Below are 19,501 nucleotides of genomic sequence, written 5' to 3'. Positions count from 1 at the left end.
GTAGTGCACTCCCGGGACGCTGTACGCGCACGCTCAGGCGCACTAGTGGCGAGTGGACACCTCCCGTCGAGATGCCGGTTTGGTCAGTCGGTGATGCGGACCGGGCGTTGGGGTGGGGTGAGCGGGTCGGTGACGAGGCGGGCGTGGCGTTCCACGTCGTACCGGGTGCCGTCGAAGGCCAGGCGTTGGCGTTCGATGCCTTCGGAGAGGAAGCCGGCGCCCTCGGCGACTGCGCAGGAGGCTGGGTTGTTCAACTGGTGACCGAGCTCCAGTCGGTGCAGCCCGGCCTGCTCGTGCGCCCAGCCGGCCAGCGCGCGGAGCGCGTCCCGGGCCACGCCGTGGCCGCGGACGTCCGCCAGCGTCCAGTACCAGGTCCAGCCGACCCGGTGGCGGTCGATATTCGTCACGGCGACGCATCCGATCGGGTGATCGTCGGCGTCCGCCACGGCGTACACATGCCCGTTGTCCAGGTCCGCGACCCGCCCGATCCAGTCGACCGCGGACGCCCGGTCCACGATCCCGCCCTGGCTCACCATCTCAGGATCCGCATGCGCCGCGACCAGCCGCAACGCATCACCGGTCCGCCACCGCCGCAGCCCCAGCTCCCCGAGCGCGTATCCCATCCATCGAATCTACCGCCGGGTCAGTCTCAGCGGACGCGCGTACGGCGCGTTACGGCGGCAGGAGCAGGAGAGGATAGGGGTCATGGGATATCTGGATTTCAGGGATCAGGTTGTTGTGGTTACCGGGGCCAGTAGTGGGATCGGGGCTGCGGCGGCGGTCGGGTTCGCGGAGAGTGGGGCCGCGGTCGCGCTGCACTATCACCAGAACGAGGAGGGGGCGAAGCACACCGTCGGGGCGGTGCAGACGGCCGGCGGTACGGCGTCGCTGCACCAGGCGGACCTGGCCGACCCGAAGTCGGCGGACGCGTTCATCGACGAGGTGCTGGCGCAGCACGGGCGGATCGACGTACTCGTGAACAACGCCGGCGACCTGGTGCACCGGTCGCCGATCGCCGACGTACCGGACGAGGAGTTCCACCGGATCCTCGACGTGAACCTGACCTCGGTGTTCGCGCTGAGCCGGCGGATCGTGCCGGTGTTCCGGGCGCAGGGCGGCGGCTCGATCATCAACGTCACGTCGATCGCCGGGCGGACCGGCGGCGCCGGCGGCTCGGTCGTGTACGCGACCAGCAAGGGCGCGGTCAGCACGTTCACCCGCGGCCTGGCCAAGGAGCTCGCCCCGGAGGGAATCCGGGTGAACGCGATCGCGCCGGGCGTGATCAAGACCCCGTTCCACGAGCGCCACACCGCCGACGCCCAGATGCAGGCCATGCTCGCCACCATCCCGATGGGCCGCACCGGTACGCCGCACGAGTGCGTCGGCACGATCCTGTTCCTCGCCTCCGACCGGATGTCGTCGTACGTCACCGGCCAGATCATCGAGATCAACGGCGGCCAATTAACGCCCTAGGCAACCATTCCGCCGCCCACGACATCATCACAGGCTGCATCTCCACGCCAACGGGCGCTAGCGAAAGTCCGGTGCGCCTGTCCGGCTGCCTACCCGAGCCTGTGGCGACCGTGGTGAGTGCTACCGCGACAGCGTTCGGTAGCGGTGGGCGCTGAGTGGGAGGAAGACCGCGGTCAGCAACAGCGGTGCGATGACGGCGGCGAGTGTTGCGTGGGTGCCTATCCAGGTGGCGGTGGTGGAGGGGTCGGGGTTGCCGAAGAGGGTTCGGGAAGCGGTGGCTGTTGCTGACAACGGGTTCCACTGGGCGATGGTGCCTAGCCAGGTGGGCATGGTGGAGGTGGCTACGAAGGCGCTGGAGAGGAAGCCGACGGGCCAGACGAGGACCTGGACCATGGTCACGCTCTGGGCGTTCTTCACGGAGAGGCCGATGAAGATGCCGACCCACAGCAGCGCGAACCTCAGCAGCAACAGCAACCCGAACGCTGCCAGCGCGGACGGCAGCCCTTCGTGCCAGCGCCAACCCAGTGCGAGCCCCGTCGCGGCCAGGACCAGCAGCGTCACCGCCGAGTCGAGCATGTCCGCGATGCAGCGGCCGAGTACGACGGCCGTCGAGCTCATCGGCAGTGAGCGGAACCGGTCCGTCACCCCCTTCGACACATCGGTGGTGACCGCCGTCATCGTGCCCTCGAGCCCGAACAGCATCGACAACGCGAAGATGCCCGGCACCAGCAACTCGTAGTACGACGAACCCTCCGGGAACTCCATCGCCCCGCCCAGCAACCCGCCGAACATCAGCAGCATCAGCACCGGGAAGAACCACTGGAACAGCACCAACCCGGGCTGCATCCGCCAGTGCGTCAGCGTCCGCCGCGTGATCGTCCAGCTGTCCGCCAATACCCACATCACGCGGCCACCTCCGCCCCGGTCAGGTGCAGGAAGACCTCGTCCAGCGTCGGCCGCCGCAACGTGATGTCCTCCGGCTCGATCTTTGCCTCATGCAACGAGTTCGCCATTACCACCAACGCCTTCGTCCGATCCGCCACCGGCACACTCACCCGTCCGTCGACCACCGCGATCGCCCCGTCCGCCAACGGCCCGGCCAGCTCCGCCACCCGCCGTACGTCGGCCAGATCCGCGAGTACGATCTCCAGTCGGTCCGACCCGAGCTGCGTCTTCAACTCATCAGGGGTGCCCTCGGCAACGACCTTCCCCGCCTTCAGCATCGAGATCCGGTTCGCCAGCTGATCCGCCTCCTCCAGGTACTGCGTCGTCAGCAACACCGTCGTACCGCCGTCGACCAGTTGCCGTACGGCGGACCACACCTCGAGCCGCCCGGCCGGATCCAGCCCGGTCGTCGGCTCGTCCACGAACAGCACCCGCGGCGCCACGATCAGACTCGCGGCGAGATCCAGCCGCCGGCGCATCCCGCCGGAGTACTTGCTCACCGCCTGCCCCGCCGCCTCCGTCAGACTGAACCGCTCCAGCAGCTCGTCCGCCCTGCTGCGGGGGTTCCGCAGATGATTCAGCCGCCCGAACATCACCAGGTTCTGCCGCCCGGTGAGCACCTCGTCGACAGCGGCGTACTGCCCGACGAGCCCGATCCGCCGACGGACCTCCGCGCCCTGGCGGCGGACGTCGTACCCCGCGATCCTCGCCGTACCGGAATCCATCTCGAGCAGCGTGGACAGGATCCGCACCGCCGTCGTCTTGCCGGCGCCGTTCGGGCCGAGCAGCCCTGTCACCGTGCCGGCCGTGACCTCGAGGTCGAAGCCGTTGAGGCCCGCGCCCGCCGTACCGCCCTTGTAGTGCTTCCGGACGTCGACGGCCTCGATCACTGTTTCCGTAGTCATTCCCACCTCTCGGGTCGTTGAGCCGTAGAGTGTACCGTACATTGTACGGCTCAGGTACGATGCGTTCAACGACGAGCGGTGGAAGAAGGTTCCGGTGGCGGGAAGGAAGGCGGCTGCGCCCGATCCGGCGCGCAGTCTGGCACTGCTCTGGGGGAGTCACGCCAAAGCCGGCCGCTCCGGTCTGACCGTGCGCGCGATCGTCGACGCCGCGATCGAGCTCGCCGATGCCGAAGGGCTCGAGGCGCTCTCGATGCGGATGGTCGCCGACCGGCTGAAGGTCGGCACGATGTCGCTCTACACGCACGTTCCCGGCAAGGGCGAGCTGACCGACCTGATGTTCGACCGCGCGTACGGCGACCTGTACGCCGACGCCGACGAGCCGTCGCAGCAGCCCGGCGGCTGGCGGGGTGCGCTCGAGTTCATTGCCCGGCGCAACTGGGAGATCCTGACCGCGCACCCCTGGATCCACGAGGTCCCGACGATGCGTACGGCGCTGGGCCCGAACATCACCCGCAAGTACGAGGCCGAGCTACGCCCGCTTGACGGCCTCGGCCTGACCGACGTCGAGATGGACTCCGCGCTCACGCTCGTCCTCACCCACGTCCAGGGCACGGCTCGCGCCGGCGCCGAACAACTCCGCACCCAACGCGACTCCGGCCTGACCGACGAGGAGTGGTGGCGTCAGATCTCCCCGACCCTCACCACGGTCATGTCTGGCACCCACTTCCCGGTCGCCGGCCGAGTAGGCACCGCCGTAGGCGAACACTTCCAGTCCACCCTCGACCCGTCCCACGCCCTAACCTTCGGCCTAACCACAATCCTCGACGGCCTCACCCAGCTTGTTTCTGCGCGTGCGCAGGACCAGCAGGATCACGCCGGTTAGCGCTGCGGCGGCTCCGGCGATGGACCATCCCCAGACGCCTGCGCGGTTTGGCCCCAAGCCCGCTTCGCGCGACCACACGTCCTGCCCGTCGACGGCGTACTGAACCGTGATCCGTGCGCCTTGGCTAGGAGCGGGTACGTCGTAGAAGTTGTGCGTCGACGACTCCACGGTGCTGCCGTCGGGCAGCTCGATCCGCAGATGCAGGACCGTACCGCCCTTCGTCCAGCGGTCGATGTCCGTGATGACTGCCGGCGCTGTCGGCGCCCCCTGCAACTGCCGGTTCTCGTAGTCGTCGAAGTGGGCGATCGTGAATGCCAGCGCTGCCCACGCCAGAAAGCCCAGCGCCCAGCGCCGTTGAACAACCCACGTCCACACGGACTGATGATCCCGCAGGTTCAGCTGTTGAGTAGGTCTTCGAAGGGGGTGGGGTTGGTGAAGGGGTCGGACTTGGTGGGGGGCTCGTGGTGGAGGGTGGAGACGAGTTCGCCGGCGGCCTGGGTGATGCGGGGGCGGAGGGTGGCGGCGTTGGGGCCCCAGTCGGTCGAGGCGGCGTAGACGCCGGTGGGGACCGGTAGGGCCTTCAGGTAGGCGAAGAGCGGGCGGAGGGCGTAGTCCAGCACGAGCGAGTGGCGTTCGGTGCCGCCGGTTGCGCCCAGGAGCACGGGCTTGCCGGCCAGGGCCTGGTCGTCGAGTACGTCGAAGAACATCTTGAACAGACCGGAGTACGACGCGCTGAACGTCGGGCTGACCACGATCAGCGCGTCCGCCGCCGCAACCGTCTCCAGGACCTCACGCAGCTCGGCCGACGGGAAACCGGTGAGCAGGTTGTTGGTCAGGTCGTGTGCGTGGTCCCGGACCTCGATCGTCTCGATGCGGGACGCGATGCCGCGGCCCGACAACTCGTCCGCGACCGCGGCCGACAGCTGGTCGGCGAGCAGCCGGGACGACGACGGTGTCGTCAGCCCGGCCGTCACCACGGCAATCACGCGTTCGTTCATCGCGTCGGCTCCTCGGCGGTCGGCTCGGCCACCACGGCCGGCTCCTCGATTGTCTCCAGTGCGCGCGCCCGCTCGGCCGCGACCTTCAAAGACTCGTGCGTCGGCGCGTCCGGAACGTGCGCCGGCTTCAGCGCCGCGAACTCCTTCCGCAGTACCGGAACGACCTCTTCACCGAGGAGGTCCAGCTGCTCCAGCACGGTCTTCAACGGCAACCCGGCGTGGTCGATCAGGAACAACTGCCGCTGGTAGTCACCGAAGTGCTCCCGGAACGACAGCGTCCGCTCGATAACCTCCTGCGGGCTGCCGACCGTCAGCGGCGTCTCCCGGGTGAAGTCCTCCAACGACGGCCCGTGCCCGTAGACCGGAGCGTTGTCGAAGTACGGCCGGAATTCGCGCACCGCGTCCTGCGAGTTCTTCCGCATGAAGACCTGGCCGCCGAGCCCGACGATCGCCTGGTCCGCGGCGCCGTGCCCGTAGTGCTCGAAGCGCCGGCGGTAGAGGTCGATCATCTGCTTGGTGTGCGACATCGGCCAGAAGATGTTGTTGTGGAAGAACCCGTCACCGTAGTACGCCGCCTGCTCGGCGATCTCGGGCGACCGGATCGACCCGTGCCACACGAACGGCGGTACGCCGTCCAGCGGCCGCGGCGTCGCGGTGAACCCCTGCAGCGGCGTACGGAACTTGCCTTCCCAGTCGACGACGTCCTCACGCCAGAGCCGGCGGAGCAACGCGTAGTTCTCGACCGCGAGCGCGATGCCGTTGCGGATGTCCTGACCGAACCACGGGTACACCGGACCGGTGTTGCCGCGACCCATCATCAGGTCGACCCGGCCGTCGGCCAGGTGCTGCAGCATCGCGTAGTCCTCGGCGATCTTCACCGGGTCGTTGGTCGTGATCAGGGTCGTCGACGTGGACAGGATGATCTTCGACGTCTGCGCCGCGATGAACCCGAGCTGGGTCGTCGGCGACGACGGCACGAACGGCGGGTTGTGGTGCTCACCCTGCGCGAACACGTCGAGCCCGACCTCTTCGGCCTTGAGCGCGATCGCCACCATCGCCTTGATCCGCTCACCCTCACTGAGCGTGACCCCGGTCGTCGGGTCCTCGGTCACGTCCCCAACGCTGAACACCCCGAACTGCATCGGCTCTCCTCGGTCTAAGTAGTTCACTATTAAACTACACAACGCCGATCCTGCGCGAGTCATTCCGGGCGGCGGACCGCCACCACTCATCAAACAGCAACGCCGACCCGGCACCGCGCTCAGCGCGGTGGGGTCGGCGTTGCTTCTTGCGGGTTGGTGAGTGGTGGCGGTCCGGGGTCAGTGCCGTTCCAGTAGCTCGTCGTCGCCGGTGAGGGCGGCGGCGATGCGGCGGTGCTTGCCGGCCTCGTCGCGGCGGGACTGGCGCTCGAGTGTCCGCGCCAGCATCAGGTGGGCGTAGTACTCCGTCGGCTGCCGCTCGATCACCTCGAGCAGATGCTCCTCGGCCGGCTTGAGCAACGCCGCGTGGTAGTAGGCCCGGGCCAACAGGAGTCGCGTCCCGACATCGTCCGGCGTCTCATCGACGATCGGCTTCAGTGCCCGGATCGCACCCCGGTAGTCCCGCTCCTCGAAGTACTGCTGTCCCAGTCCGTAGCTCAGTGCACGCATATCCTCCACGCGGCGCAGAACGCCGGACGTGGCTCCGGTTATTCCGTGGCGTCGAGTACGGCGACCTGGTCGGCCGTCAGTTGCAGGTCCACCGCGGAGTACGAGTCGCGGATGGTCTCCGGGCGGCTGGAGCCCGGGATCGGGATCACGACCGGCGACTTCGCGAGCATCCAGGCAAGCGTGAGCTTCTGTGGGCTGACGCCGAGCTCGGCCGCCAGGGTCTGGAAGGCCGGGTACTTCGCGCCGAGCTCGCTCGCGCTGGAGATGCCGCCCAGCGGGGACCACGGGAGGAACGCGATGCCCAGCTCGTCGCACAGCTCCAGCTCCGGCTCGCTCGAGCGGAACCGCGGCGAGAACTGGTTCTGGACCGAGACGAGCCGGCCGCCGAGGATCTCGTTGGCCTGCTTGATCTGGGCCGGGTTCGCGTTCGAGATGCCGGCCATCCGGATCTTGCCCGCGTCGAGCAGGTCGCGGATCGCGCCGACGGAGTCCTCGTACGGCGTCTTCGGGTCCGGCCGGTGGAACTGGTACAGCCCGATCGCCTCGACGCCGAGCCGCTTCAGCGACGCCTCGGCCGCCTCCGCGATGTGCTTCGGGGAGCCGTCGAGCGTCCAGCTGCCGTCGCCGGGGCGCAGGTGGCCGCCCTTGGTCGCGACCAGCACGTCGGAGGTGTCACCGCCGTACGACGCCAGCGCCTTGGCGATCAGGCTCTCGTTGTGGCCGTCGTCGGTCGCGGTCAGGTGGTACGCGTCGGCCGTGTCGATCAGCGTGATCCCGGCGTCCAGCGCCGCGTGGATGGTCGCGATCGACCGGGCCTCGTCGGGCCGGCCCTCGATCGACATCGGCATTCCGCCGAGTCCGATCGCGGATACCTCGACGTCACCGATCCGGCGGGTCTTGTTCGTGTCAGCTGCCATGCGTCAAACCTCCCGCGCGAGGACTACGAATTCCAACAGGAATATCCGAACACACTCAGCAGTGCAGCTACTGAATGTCGGCCACCGCGTCCAGCGCCGCCTTGAGGTACGGGACGAGTTTGTCGACGTCGTCGTTGAGCACGGTCGAGCCGAGGACGGTCCGATTCAGCATCATCCCTGCGCAGATGGCGATCAGCAGCGCCGACCGCCCGGTCCGGTCGGGTCCGGGCAGTGCGTCGGCGAGCCGGGCCTGGTAGTTCCGCTCCAGGCTGTCCCGCATGATCGCGGCGGCCCGCGGATTCGCGACCGAGCGGAGTGTGAGCAGCATGCCGTCGGTCGCGTGCTGGTCCTCACCCGTCAGCAGCGCCTTCGCCGCCTCGTGATTGAGCTCCGGCGTCATCATCATCGACTTCTCGTACGCCACCTCGACGACCTCGGCGAACAGGCCTTCCTTGGAGCCGAAGTACTTGCCGATCAGCCGCGGGTCCACCTCGGCCGCGCGGGCGATCTCGCGGACGCCGGCCCCGTCGTACCCGCGCTCGGTGAACGCGGCCTGGGCCGCCCGCAGGATCGCCGCCCGGGTCGCGGTCGCGTCCCGGCGCCTGGTCGCGGGCTGTTCGTCGGTCATGGGAGCCAGCGTACGAGGTGGCCTCTTGCAAGTCCACGAGTGTGGACTTACCTTAGTCCACAGCTGAGGACTTATCTCAGCCCGACAGACTCCCGACCACCTCGAAGGAACTTCGTCATGCCCATTTCACAGCGCACACTCGGTTCGGCCGGTCCCGCTGTCGGCGCCATCGGCTACGGCGCGATGGGGTTCGCCCGGCCGTACGGGCAGACCGCCGAGCAGTCCGGTGACGACGCCGCGGACGCACTGATCGGCCGCGCACTCGACCTCGGCGTCACCCTGATCGACACCTCCGACCGGTACGGCGACAGCGAGGAGATCATCGGCCGGGCGATCGCCCGCCGCCGCGACCAGGTCGTGCTGGCGACGAAGTTCGGCATCGAGAGCGGCTCGAACGAGGATGGCCCGGTCGTCAACGGCCGCCCGGAGTACGTGCGGCAGGCGGTGGAGCGCTCGCTGCGGCGGCTCGGCGTCGACCACATCGACCTCTACTACCAGCACCGCGTCGACCCCGGCGTCCCGATCGAAGAGACCGTCGGTGCCATGGCCGAGCTGGTTGCCGAGGGCAAGGTTCGGTACCTCGGTCTGAGCGAGGCGGCGCCGGACACGATCCGCCGGGCGCACGCCGTCCACGCGATCACCGCGCTGCAGACCGAGTGGTCGCTGTGGTCGCGCGAGATCGAGGACGAGATCTTCCCGCTGACGCAGGAGTTCGGCATCAGCGTCGTCCCGTACAGCCCGCTGGGTCGCGGCATGCTGACCGGCAACCTCACGTCGTACGACGACCTGCCCGCGGACGACTACCGGCGCCGGATGCCGCGGTTCTCCCGCGAGGTGTTCGACACCAACCTGGCCGCTGTCGAGGTCGTCCGCGAGATCGCCGCGGCACACGAAGCGGCGCCCGGCCAGGTGGCTCTCGCGTGGCTGCTGGCCAAGGCGCCGAACGTGGTCCCTATCCCCGGCACGCTGCACGTGCGCCGGCTGGAGGAGAACGCGGCCGCCGCCGACCTGGTGCTGACCGCCGCGGACATCGAGCGGCTCGACACCCTGAAGGTCGTCGGCGAACGCGAGATGCAGATCAGCGACAACTGGCTCAGCGGCGTCACCCCGCCGCTGAGCTAGCCGTGCCGGCCGTCAGGCGGAGTGGACGTGCGGGCGGCGGTCCTCGACGACGTACGTCGCCCGCGTGGTGATCGGGGCGTCCGGAGTCTCGACGTACGGCACGACACGGAAGTCGGACTTCCACTGCTTCTGGTCGACCGTGACCCGGACGTACCCGCGCTGGGAGTTGAAGAACTTCAGGTGCGGGTTGGCTGCCAGGAACTGCTGCCCCTGATCGGTCATGTCGGCACCGTTGCCGCCGCTCGTGATCGACGTACCGACGAACTCGGTGCCGACGGTGGACGAGTCCGGGTTCGCGTAGTCGCGCTTGAGCTCGAGGGCGTAGTTCTGGTGCCGGTCGCCGGTGATGACTACCAGGTTGCGGACCCCGCTGTCCTGCGCGGCGCCGAGCACCTTGTTGCGCTCGGCAACATAACCGTCCCAGGGGTCCAGCCAGACATGGGTCTCCGGACCCGGCGTCCAGTCGGTCTGGCCCATCGGGGTCTGGTTGCCGATCACCTGCCAGCGGGCCTTCGACTGCCGGAACCCGTCCAGCAACCACGCGCGCTGCTTGCCGCCGAGCATCGTGTTGTCCGGGTCGAACCGGTCGTCGCAGGTGGACGAGTCGCCGTCGCCGCACGGCTGGTCGGTGCGGTGCTGGCGGGTGTCGAGGATGGTGAAGTCCGCGAGCCGCCCGTACGGGAGGCGGCGGTGGTAGCGGATGTCGGGACCGGACGGCATCTGCGCGTGCCGCAGCGGCATGTTCTCGTACATCGCCTGGAATGCCGCCGCGCGACGCTGCCGGAACACGGCCGGGTCCTGGTCCGGCTCGGTGTCGATCTGGGAGATGTCGCCGGCCCAGTTGTTCTCCACCTCGTGGTCGTCGAACGTGTGGATCCACGGGTGCGCCGCATGCGCGGCCTGCAGCGGCGCCTCGGTCTTGTAGAGGCTGTACTGCAGGCGGTAGCGCGCCAGGTCGAAGGTCTCGGTGTCGAACCGCGGATCGGTGGTGACGCCGCGCTTGTTGGTCTTGATCCCGGACTCGTAGATGTAGTCCCCGAGGTGCACGACCAGGTCGAGGTCCTCGTTCGCCATATGGTCGTACGCGGTGAAGTACCCGTCCTGCCAGGCGTTGCAGGACGCGAACGCGAACCTCAGGTCGCGGGGAGTGCTGAACGGCAGCGGCGCGGTCCGCGTCCGACCGGTCGGCGAGACCTCGCGGCCGGTGCGGAAGCGGTAGTAGTACACATGGTCGGGCAGCAGACCGCGGACCTCAGGGTGGACGCTGTGGCCGAGCTCGGGCGTGGCGATCACGCTCGACCGGCGCACGACGTACCGGAAGCGGTCGTCGAGGGCGATCTCGTACTCGACCCGGACCGGCTTCGCGGGCATGCCGCCCTTCCCGTCGACGGCGTACGGGTCGGTGGCGAGGCGGGTCCACAGCACGACACCGTCGTACTGCGGATCGCCCGAGCCGACCCCGAGCGTGAACGGGTTGCCGGCGGCGGCCGGGGTGGCGTACGTGGTCGAGGCGTCCCAGGCCCCGGTGCCGAGCAGTACGGCGGCGGCGCCGGCACCGCCGTACCCGAGAAAGCGACGGCGTGACACGGACATGGTTCCTCCAGATGAAGGGCGGTCAGGTGGGGGAAAGCGGTGTCAGTGTTTCGACGGCAGATGGCGGTAGGGTTAACGGACTTCGTCGGTAAATTAACGCGTGTCGACGGTAGAAAACCCGACTTCGCTACGCTGGGCCGATTGCTAGCTACTCGGGGAGCTGACTGATGGCCTACGAACCGTGCCGCTACGCCCAACGCTGGCCGGAGTTGTTCGAATCGCTCGACGACGACCAGAAGCAGCGGGTCAGCGACGCACTGGCGAACAACCAGCTAGAAGGCTGGGAGCCACAGCGCGACGACGTCGCCGACCTGGCCGATCGCGAGGCCGGGCGCATCGACACCGCGGAGTACATCCGCCGCATGATGTCGAAGGTCACCGGCGACCCGATCTGACAGTCGGCCGTCAGGCGCGGTGCAGGATGGGGACATGCAGACCGACGAACGGATTCGCCGTGCCCGGCCGGAAGACATCCCGGCGATCGTGGAGCTGGTGTACGCGCTGGCGGAGTACGAACGCGCGCCCGACGAGTGCCACCTGACCGCTTCACAGCTGGAGACCGCGCTGTTCGGTCCTGACCCCGCGGCCTTCTGCCATGTCGCGGAGCATGAAGGCGAGGTGGCTGGGTGCGCCATCTGGTTCCTCAACTTCTCCACCTGGCGCGGCGTCCACGGCATCTACCTCGAAGACCTCTTCGTCCGCCCCGAAACCCGCGGCACCGGCCTCGGTAAAGCCCTGCTGACCGCGTTGGCCCAGGAATGCGTCCGCAACAACTACGAACGCCTCGAATGGTCCGTCCTCAACTGGAACACCCCCGCCATCGACTTCTACAAATCCCTGGGCGCCACCCCCCAATCCGACTGGACCGTCTACCGCCTAACCGACACCGCCCTCACCAAGCTCGGCTCATAAAACTCTCTCGTGCGGCGGGAAGGAAAGCCCGCGCGGTGCTACGCGCGGCTCCTTCGTCGCCGTGCTGCGCGCCGCTCCCGCCCGCCCGGCGCTTATCGCGCCTTGTGGCGCTTATCGCGCGTGAGTGCGGCGTGGTGGGTCCCGGCTGCTGGTGAGTTGAGGCGGATGTGGCCCCGTGCAGGGGTCAGCGCGTGCCCGCCGGGTCCGTGTGTCGGACCGGTGACTTACTAGGCTGGGCCGGTGGAAGCTCAGGACTACGGCTGGTTTGCTGGGACGCCCTTGGATTACGGGTATTGCGTCACGCTCGTACGAGGCCTGGACTGTGATGAGGCGCTCCGCCGGATCGGTGGTGAGCAGTTGGAACGCCGTGCCGGCTTGGCTGCCTTCTCCGACTTCGCCCAGCGGAACTTTCCGTGGGCCGGCCGGGATGATCAGCGACACGCCATCGGCGCAGTGCCGCTCGACGGATGGACTTTGCTGCTCGAGTGGAACGGGTTCCTTGGCGTGACCAAGCGGATCCTCGAACCGCTGTCGGCCGGGACGCAGGTTGTGTCGCACCACAAGAACGTCGACGGTGAAGACCGGTTCTGCTGGATGGTGGACGGCGTGATGCGGTTGAGTTTCGAGCCGTTCCTCGCCGATCGACGCTCCGGAACTGACCCCGACGGTCTGATCGACGTGATGGCACAGGTGGGCTACGACCTCAGACCACTCGAGGAGCGAGACCCGTCGATGCGCACGGGAGCCACGTTCGCACTTGCCGAGCATCTGACCGGCGTGAGGGTGACGCAGGAGTCGCTCGACACGGCCGAGTATGTCTGCGCGAAGGCTCCCATCCGGTAGCGCCGGGCACGCCCATCCTGCCGGCGCTTACACGGTCGGATTGGAGAGGAACCGTTCGTGCAACTCGGTGAGTAGCCGCGTCTTGTCGGGGAACGGTTCGGATGCCAGCCAGACTGTCTCGACTGCGGCCGAGAAGGAGTCGACGTTGAACGTGGCGCTGACCACCGTGATGGTGTTGTCGATGGGGTCGCGGTCGGCGAACCAGCCGTAGGCTTGCGTGATGAACTGGTGGACGGTGGCGCTCGCCGGTCCGCCCGGTTCGACCTGTCGCGGGGGTCCGTTGAGGGTTTCGAGCCAGTCGGCGCCACGGTCCATGCGGTCCAAGATGCCGGCGATCCGCTCGTCGTCGGCGTACCCGGCTTCCTCGCAGGCGCGGCGTGCCGCCCACCGCGCGATCCAGCGCAACGTCTGCGAGTCGGTCTGTTCGAGCTCGTCCACCAAGGCCCGGTCGAAGGACGCCAGCTCCTGACCGTTCATGGTGCGCTCCAGCCGCTCGCCCGGGAGAGCTCCGCCCCAGGCTGCCGCGCGCTCGGCAAGGCGTCGTGCTTCGTCCTGCCGCGCATTCTCCAGTTTCCGCGCGGCGATCTCGGCGGGAAATGGCTGCTCGCGCGCGAACTCGTGCCAGTACGCCGCTTGCTTGCTCGTCACCTTGACGACCCGGTCCGGGGCAGGCGGTGCCGGCCAGAACTGCAGAAGGTATCGGTCCACGGGTGGCTCGCCGTCCTGCTGTCCGTTCCGGTGAGCCGCGTCCATACCCCAGCCGCAGTACCGGACGCGATAGTGCACGAGGTCCAGATCCAGTGTCCAGCAGTCCCTCGCGTCCAACCCGGACAACGTTGGCCGTGCCAACGGACGGTACGACGTCTCGACGGTTTCTTCCCAGGTGTCGTCGAGGGGCGGCTCGCCGTCGTGCAGTTCCGCGGTGAAGTCGACGGTCCCGGTGTGCAGGCCGGTCATCAGGCGCAGGTGCCCCTCGATCGTGGCTCCGCACAGGCCGTTGCGCTGCCCGCCGAAGCACTCGCCGAGCTCGGCGAACTCGCCGGTGCTCTCCACCATGATCTGCCCGTACGACAGCCAGACCGGGCCTGTCATCAGCGTGCGCAGCATGAATCGATCCCCCCACAGGTCGTTGGATCTCCTTTGAACCACAGCCGATCGCCGCGTTCAAGCCGCGCGGGTTGCAGGTTGATGCAACTAGGCGCGGCGGTTCTTGGCGGTGTACATGGCCTGGTCGGCTTCGTGGAGGAGGGTGTCCAGGTCGGTGGTGGTGGGGGTGATGGGGACGGTGCCTACGCTGGTGGTGACCTTGACGGCGATGTTGGGTAGGGGGCGGCTGACGGCCGACTCCAAGCGAGTGATCAGGGCGACGAGGTCCTCGCCCGCGATGTCTTCGGCTAGTACGGCGAACTCGTCGCCGCCGAGCCGGGCGACTGTGTCGCCGTGGCGGACGGCTGTGGTCAGTCGGTTCGCGATCTCGCGTAGCGCCCGGTCGCCCGCCTCGTGACCGTATCCGTCGTTGACGAGTTTGAAGTGGTTCAGGTCGCAGAAGAGCAGCGCGCCCGGGCGGCCCGTCGTACGCGTTCGCTCCAGTACCTTCGTGAAGCGGTGCTGCAGCAGTCGGCGGTTCGGCAGGCCGGTGAGCGGATCGTGCGCGGCATGGTGACGCAGCTCGCGTTCGGCGTCCTTGCGTGCGGTCACGTCGTCGATCTGGATGAGCATGATCCGCGGCCGCTCGGCGCCCTGTTCGACGATCGCCGCCGTACCCCCGAGCCAGATCGCGGTCCCGTTCGGCTGCGTGAAGACCCGCTCGAACCGGTACGTTCCGTTGCTGGCAGCAACATCTTCCAAATCGGTCCGGGTCGACCCGGGCTCCTCGTCGCGCAGGAACTGTGCCAGCCGGGCCCCGAGCAGCTCACTGGCGGTGTACCCCGTGATCCGGCAGAACGCGTCGTTCACGCGCAGGATCCGGCCGCGCTCAGGCCCGTCGAAGCCGATCGTGGCCATCCCGTTCCCGGCGCCTTCGAAGACCAGCCGGAACGTCGCCTCGCTCGCCTCCAGCCGGGTCTTCTCGGCGAGCAGCTGATCGGCCAGCCGGGCCTTGTCGATCGCCAGCCCGGCCTGTGTCGCGAAAATCTCCAGCAGCTCCCGGTGGATCGGCCCGGGCCGGCGCTGGTCCTCGGGCAGGTCGACCGAGAGCATCCCGACCAGCTCACCGTCCGAGGAGTACAGCGGCGCGAACAGCGCGTCGAGCGGATGCCACGCTCCCGGATCGTCGGACACGGGTACGTCGGGCACCCAGCCGACCACCTCGCCCTCGGGCAGCCGCTCGTGCGGCACGAACCGGAGCTTGCCCCACGCGTCCGCGATCGCGAACTCGGTGTCGAAGATGTCCGGCGCGCTGACCCGCCCGAGCAGCGCCTCGCGCGCCTCGGGTGAACCTGCGACCGCGATCACCTCGAACTTGCCGTCCGCGTGCCGCAGGTTCAGTACGGCGATCCCGAAGCCGAGCCCGTTCACGACCCCGTCGACGACGGCCTGCAGGGTTTCGGCAAGGCTGCGCCCAGCACCCATCCGGGCGCTCACCTCGTACAGGCGACGGACGGCACTCAGCCGCACCGTTGGATCGTTCTGCACCCGTTGAGAATAGGCCGATCTCACCAACTGTGAGCAGGCGTAACCGAAATTGATCCGGTTAAGCGTTCGTTCTCACAGTTCTGAGAACTTCTCAGTACCGGATCTCGGTCAGGCCGCGGTAGCTGCGTTCGGCCGACTTCCAGGCGTCGGTGGGCTTGTCGTGCTCGACCAGCCACTGCTCCACGCCGCCCGCCCGGGCGTGCTCGAACATCGCGCCGAAGTCGAGCTTGCCGGCGCCGACGTCCTCCCACGAACCGTCCTCGGCCATGTCCTTGACGTGCAGCGCGGGGAACCGGCCGGGGTGCTCCTGGAACAGCTTCGCCGGGTCGTGCCCGCCGTCGACCGCCCAGTACAGGTCCAGCTCGAAGCCGAGCAGGTCCGGGTCCACGCCCAGCAGGATGTCGTACAGCACCTGCCCGTCCACCTCGTCGAAGTCACGCCCGTGGTTGTGGAACAGCAGCTTCAGCCCGGCGTCCCGCGCGACCTTCCCGGCCTCGGTGAACGCGGCCGCCGCGGCCTTGAAGCCCTCGACCGAGTGCTGCTCGTACGGGATCGACGGTACGACGGCCCACTGCGCGCCGAGCGTCTTCACGTCCGCGAGCGCGCCCGCCCAGTCGTCGGCCAGCCGCTTGTACCCGACGTGCTCGAGCACGATCTTCAGCCCGGCGTCGTCGGCGTACGACCGGATCTCCTCGGCGCTGTGGTCGAACCGGCCGCTCACGCCGACCGTCTGATAGCCGATCCCGGCGAGGCGCTTCAGCGTCCCCGGGTAGTCCTCGGCCAGGACGTCCCGCATCGTGTAGAGGTGCATCCCGATACCACCGGCGGGAATAGTCATGCAGACAGCTCCTCGGTAACTAGATGACGTGTTCCTTGTACCGCGCCAGTGCCAGGTCGAAGACCTCCTGGCCGGGCGCGTCCCACAGTTGCTGGTTGAAGATCTCGACCTCGATCGGCCCGGCGTACCCCGCGGCGTCGCACGCCTCGCGCAGCCGGCGCAGCTCGATCGAGCCGTCGCCCATCATGCCGCGCCCGAGCAGCGTGTCCGCGGGCAGCGGGACGACCCAGTCGCTGACCTGGTACGACAGGATCCGCTCGCCGGCCCGCTCGATCTGCCGGTACACGTCCGCGTCCCACCACAGGTGGTACGCGTCCACGATCACGCCGACCTGCGACGCGGGGAACTGCTCGGCCAGGTCCAGCGCGCCGCCGAGCGACGACACCACACAACGGTCCGAGCAGAACATGGGATGCAGCGGCTCGATGCCGAGTTTGACCCCGCGTTCCGCGGCGTACGGCGCCAGCTCGGCGAGGCCGTCGCGCACCATGCCGCGTGCTCCGTCGAGATCACGGGAGCCCGGGGGCAGGCCGCCGCTGACGAGAATGACGACCGACGTACCGATGGTTGCTGCTTCGTCGATCGCGCGCCGGTTGTCGTCGATTTTCGCCTTGCGTTCGGCCGGATCGGTCGAGGTGAAGAATCCGCTCCGGCACAGCGACGAGACCTTCAGGCCGGCGTCGGCGACGAGCTTCGCGGCCTTGTCGACGCCGTACTCCTGGATGGGCTCGCGCCACAGGCCGATCCATTCCAGGCCGGCGTTGGAGCTCGCCGCGACGACGTCCTCGAGTGGCCAGTACTTCGTGGTCGCCTGGTTCAGGCTGTATCTGTTCATGCGTCGACACCGCTCACGCGCAACAGCCGGCGGAACCGGTCGACGGCGAGCTCAGGATCGGTGAGTACGCCGGCTTGGTCGGCCAGGCGGAAGGTGTCGGCGAGATGCGGGAGCGAGCGTCCCGTCTGCAGGCCGCCGACCATCGTGAAACCGGGCTGGTGCCCGTTCAGCCAAGCCAGGAAGGCGATTCCGGTCTTGTAGTAGTACGTCGGCGCGGAGAAGATCTGCCTGGCGAGCGGGACGGTAGGCGCGAACACCCGCTCGTACTCGGCCAGATCGTCGTCGTCCAGGGCCTTCAGGGCGGCCGCGGCGGCGGGGGCGATTGCCGCGAAGATGCCGAGGAGGGCGTCGCTGTGGCGGTTCTCGTCGCCGCGGAGCAGCTCGGGATAGTTGAAGTCGTCGCCGGTGTAGAGCCGGACGCCTTCGGGGAGGCGGTTGCGAAGGGCAACTTCATACGATGCGTCGAGCAACGAGATCTTGACGCCGTCGACCTTGGCCGCGTTGTCGTTGATCAGGCCAACGACCGTGTCGGCGGCCGACTCGAACGATGCGCTGCCCCAGTAGCCTTCCAGGGCGGGGTCGAACATGGGGCCGAGCCAGTGCAGGATCACCGGCTTGGTCGACTGTGTCAGCAGCCGGTCGTAGACCTTGCGGTAGTCGTCGGGCGATTCGGCTGCCGAACACAGCGCACGACTGGCCATCATGATCGGCTGCGCGCCCGCCGCCTCCGCGACCGCGAACTGCTCTTCGTACGCCGAGATCACGTCTTCCAGCGAATGCTTGCCAGCAGCAAGCTGATCCGTGCCCGCGCCGACCGCGATCCGCCCGTCCGGTGCCTCGGCCGCCGACCGCCGGATCAGCTCCTGCGTAGCCGCCCAGTCCAGCCCCATCCCACGCTGCGCCGTATCCATCGCCTCGGCCACAGACAACCCCAACGACCACAGATACCGCCGAAACCCCAGCGTATGCTCCCAATCCACCACCGCCGGAGCCCCCGGCGAATTCTCCCCCAACGGATCCGCAACCACATGAGCCGCCGCAAACGCCACCCGCGACCGCGCAGGAGAATACGTGCCCCGAGCAACCGGCGTCCCCGACAACCGATAGCTCTCCAGCGCACTTCCGTTTTCTGCGCTTGTGGGTAGCTTGAGTTCTAGCGTCATCAACGGGCCTCGAGGTCGAGCTTGGGGACTTCGAGCTTGCGGCCCTCGTGCCACGACTGCAGACCGAGTTCCGCCAGCTGCACACCCTTGGCGGCCTCGACGAAGTCCCACGTGAACGGAGCGTCGTCCACCACGTGACGCAGGAACATCTCCCACTGCACCTTGAAGCCGTTGTCGAAGGGCTCGTTGTCCGGCACCTCGGCCCACTGCTCCCGGAACTTCTCCGTCGCCGGCAGATCCGGGTTCCACACCGGCTTAGGAGTAGCCGACCGGTGCTGCGCCCGGCACCGCCGCAACCCCGCGACCGCGGACCCCTCGGTCCCGTCCACGTGGAACTCGACCAGCTCGTCCCGGAACACCCGCGTCGCCCACGAAGAGTTCATCTGCGCGACGATCCCGCCCTCGAGCTCGAACACGCCGTACGCCGCATCGTCCGCGGTCGCGGCGTACTTGTCGCCCTGCTCGTCGACCCGCTCAGGAATGTGGGTCGCGCCCTGGCAGTACACGGACCTGACCGGCCCGAACGTCTGGTCGAGCACGTACCGCCAGTGGCAGAACATGTCGAGGATGATGCCGCCGCCCTCTTCGGACTTGTAGTTCCACGACGGCCGCTGCGCCTCCTGCCAGTCGCCCTCGAAGACCCAGTAGCCGAACTCGCCGCGGACCGACAGGATCCGGCCGAAGAAGCCGCCGTCGACCAGCCGCTTCAGCTTGCGCAGGCCGGGCAGTGACAGCTTGTCCATCACGACGCCGTTCTTCAGCCCGGAGTCGATCACCGTCCGGGCCAGGTCGACCGCCGCGTCCAGGCTCTCGGCGATCGGCTTCTCGCAGTAGATGGCCTTACCGGCCTCGACCGCGGCGCGAACGCCCTTCTCGCGCAGCTGCGTGAGCTGCGAGTCGAAGTAGATCTCGACGTCCGGCTCGGCCAGCGCCTCGGCCAGGTCGGTGGTCCACCGCTCCAGCCCGTACTGTTCGGCGATCCGGCGCAGCTTGAGCTCGTTGCGGCCGACCAGGATCGGTTCGGGGATGATCATCGTGCCGTCCGCGGCGGGCAGTCCGCCCTGCTCCCGGATCGCCACGATGGAACGCTCGAGGTGCTGGCGCAGGCCCATCCGGCCGGTGACGCCGTTCATCACGATGCCGATGCGTCGCTCGTTCACTGT

22 protein-coding genes are annotated in these 19,501 nt (G+C 68.3%); 6 read left to right on the top strand and 16 right to left on the bottom strand.

Features of this window, described 5'->3' with window-relative positions:
- Positions 1 to 83: 83 nt before the first annotated feature.
- Complete coding sequence (locus ABT313_RS16405; RefSeq protein ID WP_350853573.1) at positions 84 to 623, bottom strand: GNAT family N-acetyltransferase; 540 nt, start codon at positions 621 to 623, stop codon at positions 84 to 86.
- 82 nt (positions 624 to 705) lie between these two features.
- Between ABT313_RS16405 and ABT313_RS16400 the strand changes: the two genes are divergently transcribed.
- Entirely contained in the window at positions 706 to 1,473 is a 768-nt protein-coding gene (locus tag ABT313_RS16400) for an SDR family NAD(P)-dependent oxidoreductase (protein WP_350853570.1), read from the top strand.
- A gap of 120 nt (positions 1,474 to 1,593) precedes the next feature.
- Here ABT313_RS16400 and ABT313_RS16395 read toward each other — a convergent pair whose 3' ends face one another.
- Both ABT313_RS16395 and ABT313_RS16390 read right to left on the bottom strand, forming a co-directional pair.
- Positions 1,594 to 2,376 (bottom strand): ABC transporter permease, encoded by a 783-nt coding sequence (locus tag ABT313_RS16395; RefSeq protein WP_350855126.1) that lies wholly within the window; start codon positions 2,374 to 2,376, stop codon positions 1,594 to 1,596.
- Complete coding sequence (locus ABT313_RS16390) at positions 2,376 to 3,323, bottom strand: ATP-binding cassette domain-containing protein (RefSeq protein WP_350853567.1); 948 nt, start codon at positions 3,321 to 3,323, stop codon at positions 2,376 to 2,378. Before ABT313_RS16390 ends, ABT313_RS16395 begins: the two co-directional genes overlap by 1 nt.
- Before the next feature lie 94 nt (positions 3,324 to 3,417).
- On the opposite strand from ABT313_RS16390, the gene ABT313_RS16385 reads away from it, so the two are divergent.
- On the top strand, positions 3,418 to 4,206 hold the full coding sequence (locus ABT313_RS16385) for a TetR/AcrR family transcriptional regulator (protein ID WP_350853564.1): 789 nt from the start codon (positions 3,418 to 3,420) through the stop codon (positions 4,204 to 4,206).
- On the opposite strand, the gene ABT313_RS16380 is transcribed toward ABT313_RS16385, so the two are convergent.
- The 6 genes from ABT313_RS16380 to ABT313_RS16355 form a co-directional block, all read right to left on the bottom strand.
- Positions 4,132 to 4,581, bottom strand: a complete 450-nt coding sequence (locus ABT313_RS16380; protein ID WP_350853561.1) for a hypothetical protein — start codon at positions 4,579 to 4,581, stop codon at positions 4,132 to 4,134. The genes ABT313_RS16385 and ABT313_RS16380 overlap by 75 nt on opposite strands.
- A gap of 20 nt (positions 4,582 to 4,601) precedes the next feature.
- Positions 4,602 to 5,204 carry an FMN reductase gene (locus ABT313_RS16375; RefSeq protein ID WP_350853558.1) on the bottom strand — a complete coding sequence of 201 codons (603 nt, stop codon included), beginning with the start codon at positions 5,202 to 5,204 and terminating at the stop codon, positions 4,602 to 4,604.
- Positions 5,201 to 6,346 (bottom strand): LLM class flavin-dependent oxidoreductase, encoded by a 1,146-nt coding sequence (locus ABT313_RS16370; RefSeq protein ID WP_350853555.1) that lies wholly within the window; start codon positions 6,344 to 6,346, stop codon positions 5,201 to 5,203. Before ABT313_RS16370 ends, ABT313_RS16375 begins: the two co-directional genes overlap by 4 nt.
- A 177-nt stretch (positions 6,347 to 6,523) precedes the next feature.
- Positions 6,524 to 6,853: a tetratricopeptide repeat protein gene (locus ABT313_RS16365; RefSeq protein ID WP_350853552.1), complete on the bottom strand. Its 330-nt coding sequence runs from the start codon at positions 6,851 to 6,853 to the stop codon at positions 6,524 to 6,526.
- Between the two features lie 38 nt (positions 6,854 to 6,891).
- Positions 6,892 to 7,770 (bottom strand): aldo/keto reductase, encoded by an 879-nt coding sequence (locus tag ABT313_RS16360; protein WP_350853549.1) that lies wholly within the window; start codon positions 7,768 to 7,770, stop codon positions 6,892 to 6,894.
- A gap of 67 nt (positions 7,771 to 7,837) precedes the next feature.
- Positions 7,838 to 8,398: a TetR/AcrR family transcriptional regulator gene (locus ABT313_RS16355; protein WP_350853546.1), complete on the bottom strand. Its 561-nt coding sequence runs from the start codon at positions 8,396 to 8,398 to the stop codon at positions 7,838 to 7,840.
- Between the two features lie 117 nt (positions 8,399 to 8,515).
- Here ABT313_RS16355 and ABT313_RS16350 point away from each other — a divergent pair, with 117 nt between their 5' ends.
- On the top strand, positions 8,516 to 9,520 hold the full coding sequence (locus tag ABT313_RS16350; protein ID WP_350853543.1) for an aldo/keto reductase: 1,005 nt from the start codon (positions 8,516 to 8,518) through the stop codon (positions 9,518 to 9,520).
- 12 nt (positions 9,521 to 9,532) lie between these two features.
- On the opposite strand, the gene ABT313_RS16345 is transcribed toward ABT313_RS16350, so the two are convergent.
- A complete protein-coding gene (locus ABT313_RS16345; protein ID WP_350853540.1) occupies positions 9,533 to 11,113 on the bottom strand; it encodes an alkaline phosphatase D family protein in 1,581 nt (526 codons plus the stop codon).
- A gap of 167 nt (positions 11,114 to 11,280) precedes the next feature.
- Here ABT313_RS16345 and ABT313_RS16340 point away from each other — a divergent pair, with 167 nt between their 5' ends.
- The 3 genes from ABT313_RS16340 to ABT313_RS16330 all read left to right on the top strand — a co-directional run bounded on the left by ABT313_RS16340 (position 11,281) and on the right by ABT313_RS16330 (position 12,868).
- The gene (locus ABT313_RS16340) at positions 11,281 to 11,508 is read left to right on the top strand and encodes an antitoxin VbhA family protein (protein WP_350853537.1); all 228 of its coding nucleotides are present in this window, start codon (positions 11,281 to 11,283) and stop codon (positions 11,506 to 11,508) included.
- Between the two features lie 34 nt (positions 11,509 to 11,542).
- Positions 11,543 to 12,025 carry a GNAT family N-acetyltransferase gene (locus tag ABT313_RS16335; protein WP_350853534.1) on the top strand — a complete coding sequence of 161 codons (483 nt, stop codon included), beginning with the start codon at positions 11,543 to 11,545 and terminating at the stop codon, positions 12,023 to 12,025.
- Between the two features lie 240 nt (positions 12,026 to 12,265).
- Positions 12,266 to 12,868 (top strand): DUF6461 domain-containing protein, encoded by a 603-nt coding sequence (locus tag ABT313_RS16330; RefSeq protein WP_350853531.1) that lies wholly within the window; start codon positions 12,266 to 12,268, stop codon positions 12,866 to 12,868.
- A gap of 27 nt (positions 12,869 to 12,895) precedes the next feature.
- Here the strand turns inward: ABT313_RS16330 and ABT313_RS16325 are convergent, their stop codons facing one another.
- The 6 genes from ABT313_RS16325 to ABT313_RS16300 form a co-directional block, all read right to left on the bottom strand.
- Complete coding sequence (locus tag ABT313_RS16325; RefSeq protein ID WP_350853529.1) at positions 12,896 to 13,975, bottom strand: hypothetical protein; 1,080 nt, start codon at positions 13,973 to 13,975, stop codon at positions 12,896 to 12,898.
- 87 nt (positions 13,976 to 14,062) lie between these two features.
- Positions 14,063 to 15,502: a diguanylate cyclase domain-containing protein gene (locus ABT313_RS16320; protein ID WP_350853526.1), complete on the bottom strand. Its 1,440-nt coding sequence runs from the start codon at positions 15,500 to 15,502 to the stop codon at positions 14,063 to 14,065.
- A 91-nt stretch (positions 15,503 to 15,593) separates the two neighbouring features.
- Entirely contained in the window at positions 15,594 to 16,340 is a 747-nt protein-coding gene (locus tag ABT313_RS16315) for a sugar phosphate isomerase/epimerase family protein (RefSeq protein ID WP_350853523.1), read from the bottom strand.
- 19 nt (positions 16,341 to 16,359) lie between these two features.
- Positions 16,360 to 17,175, bottom strand: coding sequence for a sugar phosphate isomerase/epimerase family protein (locus ABT313_RS16310; protein ID WP_350853520.1), 816 nt, complete (start codon positions 17,173 to 17,175; stop codon positions 16,360 to 16,362).
- On the bottom strand, positions 17,172 to 18,338 hold the full coding sequence (locus tag ABT313_RS16305) for a dihydrodipicolinate synthase family protein (protein WP_350853518.1): 1,167 nt from the start codon (positions 18,336 to 18,338) through the stop codon (positions 17,172 to 17,174). The genes ABT313_RS16310 and ABT313_RS16305 overlap by 4 nt, the downstream gene beginning before the upstream one ends.
- Positions 18,338 to 19,498 (bottom strand): Gfo/Idh/MocA family protein, encoded by a 1,161-nt coding sequence (locus ABT313_RS16300; protein ID WP_350853515.1) that lies wholly within the window; start codon positions 19,496 to 19,498, stop codon positions 18,338 to 18,340. The genes ABT313_RS16305 and ABT313_RS16300 overlap by 1 nt, the downstream gene beginning before the upstream one ends.
- Positions 19,499 to 19,501 lie beyond the last annotated feature (3 nt).

It is taken from the genome of Kribbella sp. NPDC000426 (assembly GCF_040300265.1).
Classification (GTDB): Bacteria; Actinomycetota; Actinomycetes; order Propionibacteriales; family Kribbellaceae; genus Kribbella.
The sequence above is the reverse complement of the archived record's forward strand: the minus strand, read 5'-3'. Positions and strand labels throughout refer to the sequence as shown.